Here is a 17611-nt window from a genome sequence, read left to right as displayed (position 1 = left end):
GCGGTCCTCCTGCTCATTTGCTTATTTGCGGATGGCCCAGAACTCCATCTGCAGGCCCGGGTACTCGTTCGGGATGTGCATCGCGAAGCCGACGGAGTTCTGCAGCTGGGTCCAGTGCTCGCCCGCCTTGTCGAGTTCAAAATACGTGTAGCCGGCGTGGAACGGCAGCTGGCGCGGCGCCACGGGCAGCGCGCGCAGGGCGATGCCCGGCAGCTGCAGGTTGACCAGGTCACGGATCTTTTCGATCGACCCGATCTTGACCATGGCCGGGAAGCCGCTGCGCACGGCTTCCGGCGGCATGTGCGCGTTCACCGCGAGCACGAACGTCGCGGTGCGCAGCAATTCCTTGTCCGGCACGACGGCGACGCGGATGCCGAACTGGCGCTCTTCCAGCGCGAGCGCGACGGCGCGCGGGTCGACGACGAGCGACAGCGCCGCACGCACGTCCTCGATCAGCGGCGCGAAGCTTTCGTTCAGCCGGTCGTGACGGTACACGGGATACGTGGCGGCGCGCTTGTCCGGCCGGCTGAACGTCGACAGTTCGCCGGCCAGCTGGGCCAGTTCCGCATACAGCCGCTCCGGATGCAGGCCCGTCATGCCGGCCAGGTGGCCGAACAGCGGCAGGCTGCGGTTCAGGAGCTGCAGCATCAGGAAGTCCGCGATCTCGGCGGCGCCCGCGACGCCGGGCTGGCTCAAGCGTCCGGCCAGCGCCTGCGCACGCTGGCCCAGCAGGCCGACCAGTTCATCGGCAAAGGCCGACAGGCGCGGCGCGACGCGGAAGTCCAGGCACGGCGGGCAGTACGCGGGATCGAGCACGACGCGGTTGTCCGGCCGGCGCTCGATCACGCGCGCGATGCCGAGGGTCGTGTAGGCGTTGACGACATCCTTCTCCAGCGCGACGCGCAGGCGCAGGCTGCCCACCTGCATCAGCGCGCTGTTGTCCAGGCCATTGCTGTCCATCGCCTCGTAGTCGACGGGGCGGTGGCGCGCGAAGTTGTCGGGGCCCGGATCGTCGCCGGTCTCCGCGATGCCCATGCGGCGCAGCGGCAGCGCCAGCACGATCAGCGCGTCGCGCGCATCGTCGGGGATGTCGAGCGGCTCGGGCAGCGCGTCGTCCTGCGGCAGGTTCAGCGTGGTGCCGTCCGGGAGCACGGCGCTCGCCGCCAGCAGCGCGAGCTTGCCCTGGGCGAGCAGTTGTTCGTCGATGACCAGCTTCGTGAAACCCCACGCGTAGGCGCGCACGCCCGCGACCCGTTGTTCGATCACGCTGTGCAGGTAGCGGTCGTGCTGTTGCAGGTGCTGGGGCTGCAGCAGCATGCCCTCCGACCAGATGACTTTACTATTCCAGGACATTCGTTGGCAGTGGTTGGAGTATCGGTTGATGGGAGGTCAGCGGCGCGCCTGGCGCAGCCGCGCGACCTGTTCCTCGTAGGCCTTGCCGAACGCTTCGCCGAACAGGCGATGGAAATCGCTGTCCGCCTCAACGGCCATTTGCGTGTACAGCTCGACCAATCGGTCCCACATCTTGGCCTTGCGGTTCGCCGCGAGCATCTTGTCCATCACGGTCGGCACCTGCAGCCGCGCCTCGATGGCGGCCGGGTCGAAGCGGGCGAGCACGCCTTCCAGCGCCGCGCGCATGCCGGCCATGATCGCCAGCTCGTGCGCCTTCAGGTCGTCGAACGCGTTGGCGAACGCGCGCGCCGGCTGCATATAGCCCGGCATCGTCCCGTTGATCATCTGCGTCAGCGCGCTGTCCGCGTCCGGGAAGAATTTCAGCGGATTGTTGGCGGCGGCCGAGATCATCGTCATGTCCAGGCGGCTCTCGCGCTTGGTCATGGCACGGCCCATCAGCACGCCCATCGTGCCGGCCGTCGCTTCGCGCAGCATGGCGCCGGCCAGTTCCGCGATCTCCTCGGCGCTGCGCTTCGTGTTCAGTTCGGAGAGACCCAGGCCGCGCATCAGGGCCTGGATCACCGGGTCGTCCGCGGCCGTGGCGCCCGGAGCACGGGGTGCAGCCGGCACGGGCGGCGGTGGCGGCGGCGCGGGCATCACGGGCGGTGCCGTCACGGGCGGCGCGCTCGGTGCGAACGCGGTCGCTTCGGCCTGTTCGGCCGGCAGCGGTGCCGGCGCGGACACCGGCGCCGGTGCTGCCTGCACACGTGGCGGCAAGAAGTCAGCCAGCGGATCGTAATCGTCCGGGATCGCGATCGCCGCTGCGGCCCGCGGCTGGGGCGCCGCAAAGCTCGGCACAGGCGCGGGCGCAGGCGGCGCCGCAAACGGCAACTGCTCCGGCGGCACGTGATCGCTCTCGGCACCGCGCCAGGCCGGCACGCTGGGCGCGGGCGCGGCGGCTGGCGCCGGACTGCCGAACAGATTCAGGCCGAGCGGATCGAAGCTCGGGTTCAGCGGATCGCCGCCCACGTCCAGGATGCCGGCATTCGCCAGCGAATCGTCCGGATTCATCGGCAGGTCGGGCGTGACCGGCGGTGGCGGTGGCGCAACCTGCAGCGGCGACGCGGGCAAAGGTGCAGGCGCTGCGGCCGGCATGAACGCCGTCGCCTCGCTCTCCACACTGACCAGCAATTGATAGTCGCCGATGGTGACGCGGTCGCCGTCTTCCAGCTGCACGGAGCGGCCGGTGCCGACGGGGCGGTCGTTGACGAGGCTCGGGTTGCTGCCGACGTCGACGAGCCAGAAGCCCTCGTCGCGGTATTCGACGCGCGCATGCAGGCGCGAGATGTACTTGCCGGGATCGTCGAGCACCAGGTCGTTGCCGGGCGCGCGGCCGATGGCGCCGCCCAGCTGGTCGAAGCGCCGCGTCAGCGCCTGGGCCGGCGCCGCGTTGCGGTACATGTAGACGCTCAGAGTGATGGGCATTGGGGTCCTGAAGGAATCGATCGATTATACAGTTGCATGGTGACTCAACTCCGCCCCACATCCTTCAAAAAGCGTGCCCGTTCCTGCGGGTCCGGCAGGTTTTCGGCCAGCAGCCGATAGAACTCGTCGGCATTGCCCGTCATCCTGGACGCGCGCTTGACCAGCACTTTCGCGATCGGGCCCACGTACACGGCCAGCTTCATCTGCGCCGCCTCCATCTGCTCGGGGCTCAGTTGCAGCAGCGTCGGCATGCCCGTCATCTGCGTCAGTTGCGTCTTCGGCGCACCGGCCTGGCTGCGGCCGCTCATCGTGGCCAGCGTGGACAGGCCGTGCTTCTTCTTGATCTCGCGGACGCTGTCCCGGAACTGCGTGCGGCCCGCATCGGAACCGATGTGCGGCAGCAGGCGGTTGCACAAATCGTCCAGGTCGGCGGCATCGCGCGCCGCGTTCTTGAGCACCAGTTTCGCGACGGGGCCGATCTGCGTCGACAGCGCCGTCTGCAGGTCCGGGGCCAGGCCGTGCAGCCACTCCGGCGCGCTGGTCAGGCTGGAGGCGCTGCCCGTCGCCGGCATGCTCTGCGACGCGCCGGTGGGATGCGCGGGCCGCGCCGGCTCGGGCGCGGCCGGGCGCTGGAACGCGAGCACGGTGCGCTCGTTGTCCTCGTCGGTGAGCGGCACGCCGCCCGTTTGCTGCATGTACGCGGCGTTCAGCGCGTCCAGGAAAGCCTGCGCGTTCGGGTAGCGGTCTTCGATGCGCTTGGCCATCGCCTTCGCGAGCACCGCGTCGAACGCGGGATTCAGCGACGGCTGGCGCTCGCTCGGGCGCGGCGGCATCTCGTGGATGATCTGGTGCATGACGGTCGACGCCGGCCCGCTGAACGGCCGCACGCCCGTCAGCATCTGGTACAGCACGATGCCGACGGCGAACAGGTCGGAGCGGCCGTCGACGGTCTCGCCCTTGAACTGTTCGGGCGACATGTAGCTGGGCGTGCCGATCACGGCACCCACTTGCGTCAGGGTCGACGACTCGATCTTGGCGATGCCGAAGTCAGTGATCTTGACCTGAGCGTCGCCCGTGATGAGGATGTTGGCGGGCTTGATGTCGCGGTGGACGACGCCGCGCGCATGCGCGTAGTCGAGCGCGCGCAGCAGCTGCGTGATGCAGGTGATGCTGGCCGCGAGGTCCATCGGCACGTCCTTGACGAGGAACGCATTGAGCGGCGTGCCGTCCACATATTCCATCGCGATGTACGTCGTGTCGGCGTACGCGCCGAAGTCGTACACGGCGACGATGTTCGGGTGCACGAGGCGCCCCGACGCCTGCGCTTCGTTGCGGAAGCGGGCGACGATGTCCTGTTCGTGCAGGCCGTCCTGCAGGCCGTCCAGCAGCTCGTGCCTGATCGTCTTGAGCGCGACCGTGCGCGCGATGTCGGCGTCGTACGCCTTGTAGACCACACCCATGGCGCCGCTTCCCAGCACGCCGTCGATGCGGTACTTGCCTATCCTGTCGATTGTTGCCATTGACTTTGTCCTGCTTACTCTTCCAGCATCTTCAGCGCGCTGTTCAGGCTCGTACGCATGCGGTTGAACGAGCGACCCAGGCCGCTGATCTCGTCATTGCCCTTGACGTCGAATTCGTCCGCCTCGAACTTGCCCATGCTGACGTCGTCCGCGACCGTCGCCAGGCGCTTGATGCGGCGCGTGACGAACAGGTGCACCATCACGTTGAGCGCGACGAAGACGGCGACGAACACGCCGAACAGCGACGCCATGAACGTCTTGAAAATCGAGTTGGCGCGCGCCAGCGGCACGGCCATCGGCACCGAGATCACCTGCGCGCCCACCACTTCGTTCAGCTTCCAGCCGAAGCCGTTGTTCGGGCCGTAGATGTCGACCATGGTCTTCGGCGCTTCGGCGGCCGTCGTGTGGCAGCCCAGGCAGACCGGATCCTTGATCTGCAGCGGGCGCGCGATGTACAGGCTGCGGCCCGTCGCGGTATCGCGTTCGCCGACGAATTCCTTCATGTCCGGCTTGTTGCGCAGCGTCTGCACCACGTCCACTTCCCAATCCGACGCCTTGTCGCGCAAATTGGTCGGGTTCAGCGTCGCTTCCTTGTACGAGAAGTCCGGGTACGACTTCAGGATCACGTTCAGGTTTTCGACGGCGGAATACGACGGCACCGACTGCGGGTGGAACTCGAACTTCATCTGGTTCTTCAGCAGCGGCTGGATCTGGCTCGCGGTGTAGCCGCGCACGCTCTTGGCCGCTTCCAGCAGCAGGCGTGCGTTCTGCACGGTTTCCTCGCGCGCGCTCTCCTTGAGCAGGCGGTCCGCGACGACGCCGGCGGCGAGGAAGCCGACGGCGAAGATCGACACGAACACCAGGTTGAATTTGGCGGCGATCGAAAGTTTCATGTTGTGTTCTCCTGATTGAATTCCTGGTGGCGCGGCGTCAGAACAGTCCATTGTCCGAACGCCGGGCCGGGTGCAGCACCGGCTTCCAGTCCGGGCCCTGGCCGAGCGCGCGGTCGAGCTGCTTGCGGAAGTCCGGATCAAGCAGGCGCGGCTTGAACCGCGCCACGAAGCGCCTGCGCGCCGGCAGCGTCGACGCCAGCCAGTCGTCGACATCGGCATACGCGGCGTCGCGTTCCTTCACGGGGGCCACCTTGCCGGCATTCTTGACGCCGGGTACGCGCGCCAGGTGGTCGCGGAAGGCCAGCGGCATTGCGCTCACGAAGGCGCGCGGCGGGCGGCTCGTCACCAGTTGCCGCTTGTCGGCGTCGATGCCCGCGTATTGTTCGACGGCGAGTTTCAGTACCGTGCCGGCCCTGGAAACCTGCTGCTCGCCCTCTTCCGCGAACACGGCCTCCAGGCCGCCGCCCGCATGAACGATCGTGGAACCGGTCGGCACGGTCACCTGCAATGCGGGCGTGACGACCACGGCGCGACGCCCTTTCGCATACACCTTGGCCCAGCCCTGCAGCAGTTCCAGCTCGACAGGCGAGTTGCCGTCCGCCGCCATGCTCGCGACGAGCACGCGGCTCTGCGGGCCCAGCGCGACGATCGCGTCCGCGCCCGCCTCGACCTGCGCGCCGGCGGCCTCCGTCTCGAGGATGTCGTCCTTCTGCACCGCGACGCCGCTGCCGGCCTTGTACACGGCCGCGCCGCGGATCAGGCGCACCGGCTGCTCGGCCAGGGTCAGCACGGCGCGCGGCTCCGCGGCCTGCGGGGCGGTGGCGACGAGCATCAGGCAGGCAAAAAGAATCCGGAATCGCATGGCAGCCTCAATTGATCTTCACGAGCGCGCCTTCGATGGTCATCACGGCACCCGACTTCACCTGCATCATCGCACCCGCCTTGATTTCCGTGTTCGCATCCGACTGCACGGCGATCTCCGGCGCCTTGATCGTGATCTTGGCCGCCTCGATCTTGATGCTGCTGCCGCCGACCTTCAGCTCGATCGACGTATTCGCCTCGATGACGATCTTGTTGCCGACCTTGACGCTCTGGTTGTTGTCGACCTTGCGCGTCTCGTCGTTCTTGACCGTCGTGGACAGGTTGTTGTCGATGGCGACGGTCTGGTCGTTCTTGACGTGCACCTTGCGGTCGTTGCCCACGTCGAGGCTCTGGTCGTTGGCGATCTCGATGGTCTGGTCGCCCTTGTCCTTCTTCTCGAAGCCGACCTTCAGCGTGTCGTTGTTCTTCACGACGCGGTTGAAATCCTTCTCGGCCTGCACGAAGATCTCTTCGCTGTCCTTCTTGTCCTCGAAGCGGATCTCGTTGAAGCCGTTGCCGCCCTTCGACGTGTTGGACTTGATCGTCGATTTCGTCTGGTCGGCCGGCAGCGTGTACGGCGGCATGCTGTCGCTGTTGTAGACGCAGCCCGTCACGAGCGGCCGGTCCGGGTCGCCCTCGAGGAAGCTGACGACGACTTCCATGCCGACGCGCGGCACGAACATCATGCCCCAGCCCTTGCCGGCCCAGCCCTGCTGCACGCGCACCCAGCACGAGCTGGTCTCGTCCGACTTGCCGTCGCGCTCCCAGTGGAACTGCACCTTGATGCGGCCGTACTTGTCGGTCCAGATCTCCTCGTTCGCCTTGCCGACCACCATTGCCGTCTGCGGCCCCTGCACGATGGGCTTGCGCGCCGTCGGCGGTGGACGGTAGCTGTGTTCCTTGCCGATCGCCACGAAACTGCATTCGAACCTGACGCCGTTGCCGCCCCCGTTGGAGAGATAGTCGACGCCGGTGATCGACGTCTCGGCCGACGTCACCAGGAACGTGCGGTTCTGGTCGTCGCGCGGATGGCCGGACAGCGAGAACAGCGCGCCCGTCGTCACGCCGCGCGCGCTCGCGGCGGCCTCGATCCGTTCGCCCTGCCCGTGCAATGCCTCCATGCGCGCGCGGGCGAAGCCGTCGCCGGTCGCGGTGACGTTGTAGCGGCCGGGATAATCGTAGTGTTCGTAGCTCTTCTGCCCGAACGGCGCGGGCACGCTGGCCTTGGCCACCAGGCCGCCGCTGAGGCTCGACGACGCCTTCTCGAAATCGAAATCGTCCAGCACCATCATGCTCGGCTGGATCTCGCCGCCCGGATTCAAGCGCGTTACCGCCTCTCCCAGTGCGTTGGACGTCATCTCCTCGTCGCAGAACGGGATGGTGTCGTAGCCGCTCACCGTATCGTGCGCACCGTAGCCGTCGGCCAGCACGATCGTGTGCTCGCCGTCCGCATGCGTGAAGTAGAAGTAGATGCCCTCTTCCTCCAGCAGGCGGCAGACGAAGTCGAAGTCGGACTCGCGGTACTGGACGCAGTATTCGCGCGACGCCGGCGTCGTGGTCACCCGGCTCTCGTCCAGCGCGATCGCACCGTATTCCTCGATGACGTCCTTGACGATCGCGATTGCGTCCAGGCCCTGGAAGATGCGGCAGTTGGTGCTGCGCGTCAGCAGCCACAGGGCCGGACGCACGATGGCGAGGTAGGACGGCAAACCGTCGCGCCAGCCCTGGTAGGCAAAGCGCGTGACGATGCCGTGGAAGTGCCGCTTGCCGCCCTGCGGCAGGTCGACGCTCACCGTCATGCCGGTGCCCAGGACGTCGGCGATCCCGATGTCGCCGCGCCTGGACGCCAGCTCGATGCGGAATTCCGACAGGCGTCCCAGCGCCTCGCTGCATTGCATGCTCTTGAACAGCAGCACGTCGCCGCCGAGGACACTGCTGACGGCGACTTCACGATGGGCTTGGGTAGGCAGGAGAGGCATTGCGCTGACAAAGGCTAGGTTAAGGAATCATGGTCTTGACGGTGCCGGCATTCGTGAAGCCGATCACGCCGCCCCAGTTGCACATGCACTTGGAGACGTTGTCGAGTGCCGGCATGTTGGCGATGAGGACCGTGGGCGCGCCGGGCACCCACGGCGCGGACGTCGCCGGCACGCACGGCATGGGTGTGAGCACGCCCAGCGCCGCGGCGGTGGCGGCGGCCACCGTCGGATTGGCCGGCGAGTTGCACACCCCGAACGGCATGATGTTCACGAGCGGGATGTGGTCCATGATGTTGGCGGCGGGCGGGCCCTCCGCGAGCACCTTGTTCTTCGGCAGGACGACGAGCGACGACGGTGCGGCACCGAACGTGCAGGTCATCATCGCACCCATGGACACCTGGTTGGGCATATGCTTTCTCTCACGCGATGGACAGGAAACTGACGTCCAGTTTTATCTTGTCGGTCCGGCCCTGCAGGACGTTGTCGAGATTGGTCGCCTGCGCGCCCTGGCATGCATCGCACATCGCGTTCTCCGACACCACCTTGTTCGTTTTCAGGCCGAGAATGGCGATGTCGATCGAGCTGACCGTGTCCGCGACAAGGATCTGGCGCAGAAGCATGCCCAGCCGCTCGAACTGGAAAATCTCCATGTGTGTCTGGTCGCCTTCCTGCTTGCGCATCGTCTGGGCCGAATACGCCTTGTTATGCCGCATCATATTGCCCGTGAAGCTCACGACGCGCAGGATCTGGCCGAACGCGTTCGCGATATCCGCGACCATTACCCCGAGCAGGCACGAGCCGCCCGAGTCGGTGTCGAGGGTATAGAATTTCTGGTCGGCCTGGGCTTTATTCAGCTTCGAGAGCCGCTTGCTGGGCGGGACATGGCTCTCCTCGTCGAGGTAAGCGAGGAAGCGTTGTTCTGCCGTTTGCAGGCCGTGCCAGTTTCTCGACGTATCCCCCGCCAGCCGGAACGCCGGATAACCACCACCGTGCGTGATGCTGGTGAGCGTGATTCCCGTCTCATGCAGCGAAGCCAGCGATTTTCCGGGCATGGGATTGGTATTGGCATAACGCGCCGCCGCAATTCCTTTTCCCAGCTCCTTGACCAGCAAGCGCACGAAATAGGACCGGCCCGTGTTGATGTTGCCAAAAGTGGAAATGGCGTGACCATTGCAGTCATAGTCCCGCATGCTCCATCCCTTGGTCACGACCAGCCGGTGCACAAGCCACTCGGCCTCGGGACCGGACAATTGAACCTCCTCCGTGGGGTTGGCAGGGAGCATCACGACGCCTCTCAGGCCGCGCCGTGCAAAGATCCATTCCCAGCCCTCCCCCTCGTAAACTGCCGAGACGAATTGGTGAAATTCCCACTCCTGGGCACAATCGTCGATGACTTTCTCGACCACGGTTAACAGGTTCATATCCAGGTCTCCAGATCAGGTGGCACGAACGAATCAGGGCAGACGCACGTCGAGCAGATCGAACACGACATCGATCGGCGTCGCGATGCCGCCGCCATCCTTCCCACCGCCATGCATGATGCCGATGATGTCGTTGTCGGCGTTGAACAACGCCGAGCCGGAATCGCCCGGAATCTGGAATTCCTCGCGCAACCCGGTGACCTTCACTTCCAGTTGGCTGGCGAAGTTGATGTCGCCGCCAAAACGCGCGTGCGGCACGGTCTTGTTCGCGGCGACGTCCACGATGCGGCCCGTCGTCACGCGCGACGCCGTACCGCGTTTCCATACCTCGTCCCCGACGCGGACGACGCTGGAGCTCAGGCGCAGCGCCGTGCCTTCGGGCGTCCTGTTCGCAAAGAGGACGCCCGGTTCCAGATAAGCGACGGCGGCATCGATGCGGTGGTCGAGGATGCCGCGGTCATAGGTCGCGACCTTGTCGGAAACGCTGCCGCCGTTCCCTTTCGACGGCTGCAGGATGATGGGCTTGTCGGTGTTGGTGGACCCGAATTCGGCGCGCATCACGTGCTCGTTCCCGAGGATCATCGGCCGGTTCGTCCTGTTACACAGAACAAAGCAGGCAATGCTTCCAGGGCCGGCATGGTTGCCGCCGCTGATGCTCACGCCGATGAGCAGGGGACGGTGGCGGGCCAGGTCCGGCGGGCTTGGATTGGCCGGGTCGAGGCTCTTGATCAGTTTGTTCAGGCTCGACAGCACCTGGAACGACAGATCGCCTTTGTAATCGTTGACGATCTGCGTGAACGTACGGCGGTTGTCGGCCGGGATGAACAAGGCTTCGAGCAGGCCGATGGCCCGGATCAGGTCGCGAATCTCCTTCGTCGCTTCCTTTTTCATATGCAGGCTGTTGCTCAGCGCCGCCCGGGCCTGCGTCGACAATTTGCCAAGCTCCGTGTCCAGGCGTGTCAGCAAGACGTCCTTGTACGACGAGCTCGTCTTCTTGATCGTGGCCTTGATTTCCTTCAGTCGATCATCAGCGCTTTTATTCATGAGTGGTTTCCTTGTTATTGAAGATCCGCGTACCCGGTCCGGTCATGTCATGCGAAGGAATAAGAAAACTCGCCATCTGCCACGCCGACGGTGACACCGGCGATGCCCGCGCCGTCCATCATCCGGTTCAGGAACGCTCGGCTGATGTCCGGCAGCATGGTATTGGTCAGGATCGCATCGATCATGCGGCCGCCCGACTCGCTCTCGGTGCAGCGCGACACCACGAGCTTGACGACGTCGTCGCCGTACTCGAACGGGATCTTGTAGCGCGCTTCCACGCGCTTCTTGATGCGGTTCAGCTGCAGCTTGACGATCTGGCCCAGCATGTCGTCCGACAGCGGGTAGTACGGAATCGTCACGATGCGGCCCAGCAGCGCCGGCGGGAACACCTTCAGCAGCGGCGCACGCAGCGCGCTGGCCATGCCGTCCGGGTCCGGCATCAGGTCCGGGTCCTTGCACAGGCCCGCGATCAGGTCCGTGCCCGCGTTCGTCGTCAGGATGATCAGCGTGTTCTTGAAGTCGATGAAGCGGCCCTCGCCGTCTTCCATGAAGCCTTTATCAAAGACCTGGAAGAACATCTCGTGCACGTCCGGGTGCGCCTTTTCCACTTCGTCGAGCAGCACCACCGAGTATGGCCGGCGGCGCACGGCCTCCGTCAACACACCGCCTTCGCCGTACCCCACATAGCCCGGCGGCGCGCCCTTCAGGGTCGACACCGTGTGCGCTTCCTGGTACTCGCTCATGTTGATGGTGATGAGATTCTGTTCGCCGCCGTACAGGGCCTCGGCCAGCGCCAGCGCCGTTTCCGTCTTGCCGACGCCGGACGTACCGGCCAGCATGAACACGCCGATCGGCTTGTTCGGATTGTCCAGGCCCGCGCGCGACGTCTGGATGCGCTTGGCGATCATTTCCATCGCGTGGTCTTGGCCGATCACGCGCTGGCTCAGCGTGGAGGCGATGTTGAGAATCGTCTCCATCTCGTTCTTCGCCATGCGGCCGACAGGGATGCCGGTCCAGTCGCCGACGACGGCCGCCACGGCCTGGTAGTCGACGGTCGGCAGGATCAGCGGGTTCTCGCCCTGCAGCGCGGCCAGCTTCGCCTGCACGGCTTGCAGCTGTTCCTTCAATGCGGCGCGCGCGGAGTCGTTGGCAGCCGGTTCCGCGGCTGCCGTTTCGAGCTTCGACCCCGTACCCTCGACCGGCTGCGCACCGTCGCGCAGCTGCGCGCGCAGCGCCAGCAGTTCGTCGACGAGCGCGCGCTCGTCGTTCCAGCGCTGCTCCAGGCCCGCCAGGCGCTCCTTCTCGGCCGCCAGCGCAACCTCCGTCTCGGGGGCACGCGTGCCCACTTCGATGCCGATCGCGCCTTCGCGGCGGATGATGTCCATCTCGACGTTCAGCGCGTCGATGCGCTTGCGGCTGTCGTCCACCTCGGCCGGCGTCGCGTGCAGGCTCACGGCCACGCGCGCGCACGCCGTGTCGATCAGGCTCACGGATTTATCGGGCAGCTGGCGCGCCGGGATGTAGCGGTGCGACAGGCGCACGGCCGCTTCCAGCGCCTCGTCGAGGATCTGCACCTGGTGGTGCTTTTCCATCGTCGACGCCACGCCGCGCATCATGCGGATCGCCCGCTCCTCGCTCGGCTCGTCGACCTGGATGCTCTGGAAGCGGCGGGTCAGCGCCGGATCCTTTTCGATGTGCTTCTTGTACTCGGCGAACGTGGTCGCGCCGATGGTGCGCAAGGTGCCGCGCGCCAGGGCCGGCTTGAGCAGATTGGCCGCATCGCCCGTGCCGGCCGCGCCGCCGGCGCCGACCAGCGTGTGGGTCTCGTCGATGAACAGGATGATGGGCTTCGCGCTGGCCTGCACTTCGTCGATGACGGAACGCAGGCGCTGCTCGAACTCGCCCTTCATGCTGGCGCCGGCCTGCAGCAGGCCCACGTCCAGCGCCAGCAGCTGCACCTCTTTCAGCGACGGCGGCACGTCGCCGCGCGCGATGCGCTGGGCAAAGCCTTCCACGACGGCCGTCTTGCCGACGCCGGCCTCGCCGATCATGATCGGGTTGTTCTGGCGGCGGCGCATCAGGATGTCGACCATCTGCCGGATCTCGTCGTCGCGGCCCACGATCGGGTCCATCTTGCCGCCTCTAGCCTGCTCGGTCAGGTCGACCGTGAATTTCTTCAGCGCTTCCTGCTTGCCCATCTGCGCGGGTGCGATTGCGTCCGACGCTTCGCCCGGTGCCGCGGCCTGGAAGCCGTCGCTGGCCGCCATCTTCGCTTCCGGCGAGTCCTTCAGCAAGGTGCCGAAACGATCGGACAGGTCATCGGCCTTGATCCGCTCGAACTGGCGGCTGATCGCGTACAGCGCGTTGCGCAGGTTGGACGTCTTGAGCATGCCGAACACGAGGTGGCCGCTGCGCACCGACGATTCGCCGAACATCAGCGTGCCGAACACCCACGCGCGTTCCACCGTCTCTTCCAGCTGCGACGACAGGTCCGTCACCGACGTGGCGCCGCGCGGCAGGCGGTCCAGCGCGGCCGTCACGTCGCGCGCGAGCACGGCGGTGTCCAGTTCGTAGTGGCGGACGATGCGGTGCAGGTCCGAGTCCTGCAGCTGCAGGATCTGGTGCACCCAGTGGACCATCTCCACGTACGGATTGCCGCGCAGCTTGCAGAACACCGTGCTGCTTTCGATCGCGCGGTAGCACAGCGCGTTGAGTTTTCCAAACAGTGCGACACGGGAGATTTCGGCCATGTTCGTTCTTTCGCGTGGGTCAGCCCTGGCGGGCAGTCGGGTTGATCAAGAGTTGACGGGCATCGCGCGTGGCCGGGCCGCTCGCGAGGTAAGTGGTCCAGCCGAGGCGGCGCGCGCCCAGCGTCAGCGGAGGAATCTCGGGGCGCTTGAGCACGAGGCGCACGTCCCAGTCGAGCACCGTGCCGGCGTAGCTCTTCACCCAGTCGACGACGCGCTTCATGCTGGCGCCGCCGGGCAGCATGCGCTCGTAGTCGGCGTAGTCGAGGGGGCCGATCACGAGCCGGAACTTGTGCTGGCAATCCCACACCTTCGTCCCCAGCACGGCGGACGTACCGAGACGGTTGCCGCGGTCTTCCATGCCGATGCGGGTCTGGCCGTCCAGCGGGATCTTCATCCAGTGGCCGACGAACTGCTCGAGTTCGACGGGCAGCTTGAAGTACGCGCGCAGGATCGTCACGAGGCCCGCGGCCGGGCGGCGCTGGTTGGCCATCAGGCCCGCGAAGTGCAGCTTGGCGAAGTCGCCGATCTCGTCGCGCCCGCGCAGGGCCGGCGCACCGATGCCGAACAGGCTGCCCACGTAATCGGCGAAGCGGTCGCTGTCCGGGCGGTCCAGGCTGACGGCCGGGTCGGCTGCGGCGCGCGCGCGGTAGAACAGCGATACCATCCGGTGGTGGAACACGTCGAGGAACGCGACCAGCGTGGGGTCGTTGTGGTTGCGGGCGCGGTCGCGCGCATACTCCGTCAGGTGCAGCGGCAGCGGACCGTTGGGGCCGAACAGGCCGACGAAGTTGACGGCCAGGCGCGCCTTCGCGTCGCCCATGGCGGGCGTGAATCCGGCCACGGCGCCGGGCTCGAAATTCAGCGACGGGTCGCGCCCGAAGCGCACGGCGTCGTCGCGCGGACGCAGCGATGCGCCGATGCGGGGCTTGTCCGGATGCGCGTTCTCCAGCAGGCGCAGGGCCTGGAAGAAGTCCAGCGCGGCGCCGGCGTCCTCGAGCTGGCGTTCGACGTCTACAGGATCGCGCATGCGCCCTCCGCCGCCTTCCAGCGCATGATCTCGCCGCGGCCGACGGTGCGCACGACGGTCTCGGTGAACGAATTGATCGACACGTATTGCGTGAAGAAGTGGCTGAGCACCCCGCCCAGCACGAATGCGCCGGCGCCTTCGAATGCGCCGTCGTCCATCGTCACCGTGATCTCCAGGCCGCGTCCGAATGTGATCGGTCCGGGCGCCGGCATGCGCCGCGTGATGGGTTTCGACGAGACCGAGCGCACGCCTTCGACCTGGCGCTGGCTCGCCGCGTCGAGCGGGTGGCAGTACAGCGCGAGCAGTTCGCGCAGGGCGCGCGCGCCCTGGTCCGGGTCGGTGTCCGCCAGCGACAGATAGTTCAGCGACAGCTGGTTGATCAGGCGCCACGCCATGCCGCCCTCGGCGAACGACGGGAAAGGCTGGCTCGGGCCGCCCAGCACGCGCACCGATTGCACCGGCCCGCCCTGCTCCAGGATGAAATCCGTCTTGCCGACGCCGAGCGACATCGTCAGCGGCAGGTCGCGGTTCGTGCACCACACGACGAGGCCGAGCTGGCGCAGGCTGTGGCGGTACGGCGCCTCCTGGGCGTCGACCAGGGTGATGAACATCTCGGAGCCGATGTACGACGAGCGCGGGCCGCGCTGGCGCTGGCGTTGCGACAGCAGGCGCGGCTCGCGCCGGATCTGGTAGTAGGCCTGGCCCGCCACGGTCGCGGCGCCCAGGTCGCGCGCGCTGTACAGCGGGTGGAATTCCTGCTCGGCGTCGGTGCCGGTGCCGTAGCCGGTCACGCTCTCGACCTGGTGCACCTCGAAATCCATCGGGCGCGTGCGGTCGGGCAGCACGTGGTATTCGAACTGGTCGCCGGTCAGGTTGATGCGGTCGGCGCGGCGCTGGAACAGGTTCACCACGGGTGTGCAGTTCAGCGCGAAATTGCTGTGGTCGAGCGCCTGCTCCAGGCGCGCATCGCCGCGCGACAGCAGCACGATGATCTCGAGCTCCTGCTCCGCGCAGGCGGCCACCGCGGTTTGCAGGCCCGCCAGCTCGACGAACAGGAAGCGCTGCGCGAACGCGAAGTATTCCTGCAGCAGGCGGTAGCCCTGGAAGCTGCGCTGGCCGCTGGGCAGCAGCGCGTCGTCCTCGGCGAAGCCGCGCGGGCGCAGCGCCGCCTTCGGCAGCAGCGTGTGGCGTCCGGCCGGACGGCTGCCCGGCATCACGAGGACGCCTTCGACGGCGCCCAGCAGCTTTTCGTAGATCTGGCCCGGCATCTCGTCGCTGCCGCGCAGGTGCAGCGCGAGGCGGTCCAGTCCCAGCTTCGCGAACGGCTGGCCGTTGGTCGTGCGCAGGCGCAGGCGCAGGCCCGCTTTGATCGAGCCCATGAGGTTCGCGGGCAATCGCGCGTCGACGCCGTCGATGCGGCCGCCGTGCGTGAAGAATTTCGCTTCGACGAGTTCGATCGGCCACAGCGTGACCTCGTGCGCCGTGCGGTATTCGCAGGCGGTGGCGTCATCCTTGCCCAGGACACTGCGCATGGCCGCGCCGCGCGGAATGCGGTAGCCCACGTTCAGCGCCGGGTTGGCGAGGTCGGGCTGCAGCTGCACGATCGCCATCGACGGGGTGGGCGCCAGGAAGTGCGGGTAGACGAGCTCCGACAGGTGCTGGGTGAAGCGCGGGAACTCGGCGTCGATCTTCATCTGCACGCGCGCCGCCATGAAGGCGAACCCCTCCAGCAGGCGCTCGACGTACGGGTCGGCGCACTCGAAGCCTTCCAGGCCGAGCCGGCCGGCGATCTTCGGGTACTGGACCGCGAACTCGCCGCCCATCTCGCGCAGGTGCTGCAGCTCCTGGCTATAGTAGCGAAGCAGGCGTGGGTTCGTCATGTCCGTGCGCCGGAAAATTCGGTGAGGCTGATCTGGGCAAGGTCGAGATCGAGCTCGGTCTTGAGGAACAGGCGCTCGGGATACGGTTGGGCCCACATGTCGGCCTGGATCTCGAACATGATCTTGCTGATCGAGTCCTGCTGCGGCATCACCTTCACCGACACGGACGAGCGGATCAGGCGCGGCTCGAAGTCCCAGATGGCCTGGCGGATCGCACGTTCCAGGTCGGCCGCGCTCATGTTCGCGAGCGACGCGCCGGACATGTCGGGCATGCCGTAGTTGAGGACGGAGTTCGCCAGGTGCGGCAGGCGCGGCACGTCGGAGACGGACAGCAGGTTGGTCGTGTTCAGCAGCCATGCGAGGTCGCGCAGCACGCCTTCGCGCAGGCCGCGCACCGACAGCACGCGCCGTTCGCGCGACTCGACCTCCTGGTCGGGTTCATCGTCGGTGAGGCGGTCGAGCAGCGAAGGTTGCAGGCGCTCGCGCGGTGCCAGTTCAGCCATGGTCGACGCTATCGAATTCGATCAGGCGCGCGTCCATCAACGGGAAGTCGTCGTCGCCGTTCGTGAACATGCGCTGGCCGACGGGATGCTCGCCCTGCCACTCGGTCTGGCGCGCCAGCTTGACCGCGTCGGCGGCCTCCGTGCTGCCCGGGTAGCGGGTCGGGACCAGGCCGACGGTCTGGGCGCCGTTGGACCACGTGAACGTCGCGGCCGTCCACACGGCGTCGCGCAGGTCCGCCGGCGGCTCGATCTCGATGCGCGCGATGCGCATGAACGGCACCCACACGTAGCGGCCGTTGACGACCGCTTCCAGTATGGGGCCCAGGCGGCTGTCGGCATCGGCCAGCCAGTCGAAGCGCGTGCCGTCGATCGTGCCGGGCGATGCGGGCGCGGCATCGAACGCGGCGGCGCGCAGGCTTGCCGCGGCAGCGGCATCGGTGGCGTCCAGTTTCAGGGCTTCGGCCAGCTGGGCCATCCAGGGCTGCGGCTCGCCGAAGATCACGGGCGCGCGCAGGCCGGCAAAGATCTCGGCGCGCAGGGCTTCGCACTGGATCGCCTCGCGATACGTCTGCACCATCGGCAGCGCGCCTGCATCCAGTTCGCCCGCGACGTTCAGCTGCGTCAGGGCGCGGTTCCACTGGCCCAGCACGGACAGGAGCTGGAACAGGAACACGCGCAGTTTCGCGTCGCCACTCTTCTTGCGCACCGCATCCTGCAGCGCGGCGAGTGCCCCGGCCAGGTCTCCATCACGAATCAGCTGTTGCGCAAGCATTCGAAGCTCCCATCAAAAAATTCATCCAGCGGCCTTTCGGGGGCCTCGCAAAACCGTAGCGAGCGGCGGCAGATTCAGCCGAGA

Annotated in this window: 14 protein-coding genes; all 14 read right to left on the bottom strand. The window is 66.8% G+C overall.

All coding sequences use genetic code 11. The annotated features are described in order from the left end of the window. Nucleotides 1-21 precede the first annotated feature (21 nt). The 14 genes from tssK to ACEN98_RS18290 are packed head-to-tail and all read right to left on the bottom strand — an operon-like array spanning nt 22 to nt 17527. The gene (tssK, locus tag ACEN98_RS18355; protein ID WP_413386271.1) at nt 22-1353 is read right to left on the bottom strand and encodes a type VI secretion system baseplate subunit TssK; all 1332 of its coding nucleotides are present in this window, start codon (nt 1351-1353) and stop codon (nt 22-24) included. A 36-nt stretch (nt 1354-1389) separates the two neighbouring features. Then, the gene (tagH, locus tag ACEN98_RS18350) at nt 1390-2877 is read right to left on the bottom strand and encodes a type VI secretion system-associated FHA domain protein TagH (RefSeq protein ID WP_413386270.1); all 1488 of its coding nucleotides are present in this window, start codon (nt 2875-2877) and stop codon (nt 1390-1392) included. A 44-nt stretch (nt 2878-2921) separates the two neighbouring features. Next, nucleotides 2922-4397, bottom strand: a complete 1476-nt coding sequence (locus tag ACEN98_RS18345) for a serine/threonine-protein kinase (RefSeq protein WP_413386269.1) — start codon at nt 4395-4397, stop codon at nt 2922-2924. A gap of 14 nt (nt 4398-4411) precedes the next feature. Beyond that, a complete protein-coding gene (locus ACEN98_RS18340; RefSeq protein WP_413386268.1) occupies nt 4412-5290 on the bottom strand; it encodes a DUF3365 domain-containing protein in 879 nt (292 codons plus the stop codon). 37 nt (nt 5291-5327) lie between these two features. Further along, nucleotides 5328-6152 carry a hypothetical protein gene (locus ACEN98_RS18335; protein ID WP_413386267.1) on the bottom strand — a complete coding sequence of 275 codons (825 nt, stop codon included), beginning with the start codon at nt 6150-6152 and terminating at the stop codon, nt 5328-5330. Nucleotides 6153-6159: 7 nt separating this feature from the next. After that, nucleotides 6160-8130 carry a type VI secretion system Vgr family protein gene (locus tag ACEN98_RS18330; RefSeq protein ID WP_413386266.1) on the bottom strand — a complete coding sequence of 657 codons (1971 nt, stop codon included), beginning with the start codon at nt 8128-8130 and terminating at the stop codon, nt 6160-6162. Between the two features lie 19 nt (nt 8131-8149). Then, on the bottom strand, nt 8150-8539 hold the full coding sequence (locus ACEN98_RS18325; protein ID WP_056126754.1) for a DUF4280 domain-containing protein: 390 nt from the start codon (nt 8537-8539) through the stop codon (nt 8150-8152). A 10-nt stretch (nt 8540-8549) separates the two neighbouring features. After that, the gene (locus ACEN98_RS18320) at nt 8550-9551 is read right to left on the bottom strand and encodes a hypothetical protein (protein WP_413386265.1); all 1002 of its coding nucleotides are present in this window, start codon (nt 9549-9551) and stop codon (nt 8550-8552) included. A gap of 33 nt (nt 9552-9584) precedes the next feature. Then, a complete protein-coding gene (locus ACEN98_RS18315; protein ID WP_413386264.1) occupies nt 9585-10595 on the bottom strand; it encodes a hypothetical protein in 1011 nt (336 codons plus the stop codon). Nucleotides 10596-10642: 47 nt separating this feature from the next. Beyond that, nucleotides 10643-13345, bottom strand: coding sequence for a type VI secretion system ATPase TssH (gene tssH, locus ACEN98_RS18310; RefSeq protein WP_413386263.1), 2703 nt, complete (start codon nt 13343-13345; stop codon nt 10643-10645). Between the two features lie 19 nt (nt 13346-13364). Next, the gene (tssG, locus tag ACEN98_RS18305) at nt 13365-14372 is read right to left on the bottom strand and encodes a type VI secretion system baseplate subunit TssG (RefSeq protein WP_413386262.1); all 1008 of its coding nucleotides are present in this window, start codon (nt 14370-14372) and stop codon (nt 13365-13367) included. Next, the gene (gene tssF / locus ACEN98_RS18300; RefSeq protein WP_413386261.1) at nt 14357-16252 is read right to left on the bottom strand and encodes a type VI secretion system baseplate subunit TssF; all 1896 of its coding nucleotides are present in this window, start codon (nt 16250-16252) and stop codon (nt 14357-14359) included. The genes tssG and tssF overlap by 16 nt, the downstream gene beginning before the upstream one ends. Continuing rightward, nucleotides 16249-16755 (bottom strand): type VI secretion system baseplate subunit TssE, encoded by a 507-nt coding sequence (tssE, locus tag ACEN98_RS18295; protein ID WP_413386260.1) that lies wholly within the window; start codon nt 16753-16755, stop codon nt 16249-16251. Before tssE ends, tssF begins: the two co-directional genes overlap by 4 nt. Beyond that, on the bottom strand, nt 16748-17527 hold the full coding sequence (locus ACEN98_RS18290; protein ID WP_413386259.1) for a type VI secretion system accessory protein TagJ: 780 nt from the start codon (nt 17525-17527) through the stop codon (nt 16748-16750). The genes tssE and ACEN98_RS18290 overlap by 8 nt, the downstream gene beginning before the upstream one ends. Nucleotides 17528-17611: the final 84 nt, after the last annotated feature.

This window comes from Massilia sp. CT11-137 (genome assembly GCF_047302885.1).
In the GTDB taxonomy this organism is placed as follows: domain Bacteria; phylum Pseudomonadota; class Gammaproteobacteria; order Burkholderiales; family Burkholderiaceae_D; genus Telluria; species Telluria orientalis.
Note: the sequence above shows the minus strand (reverse complement) of the source record. Positions and strands in the feature narration are given on the sequence as shown.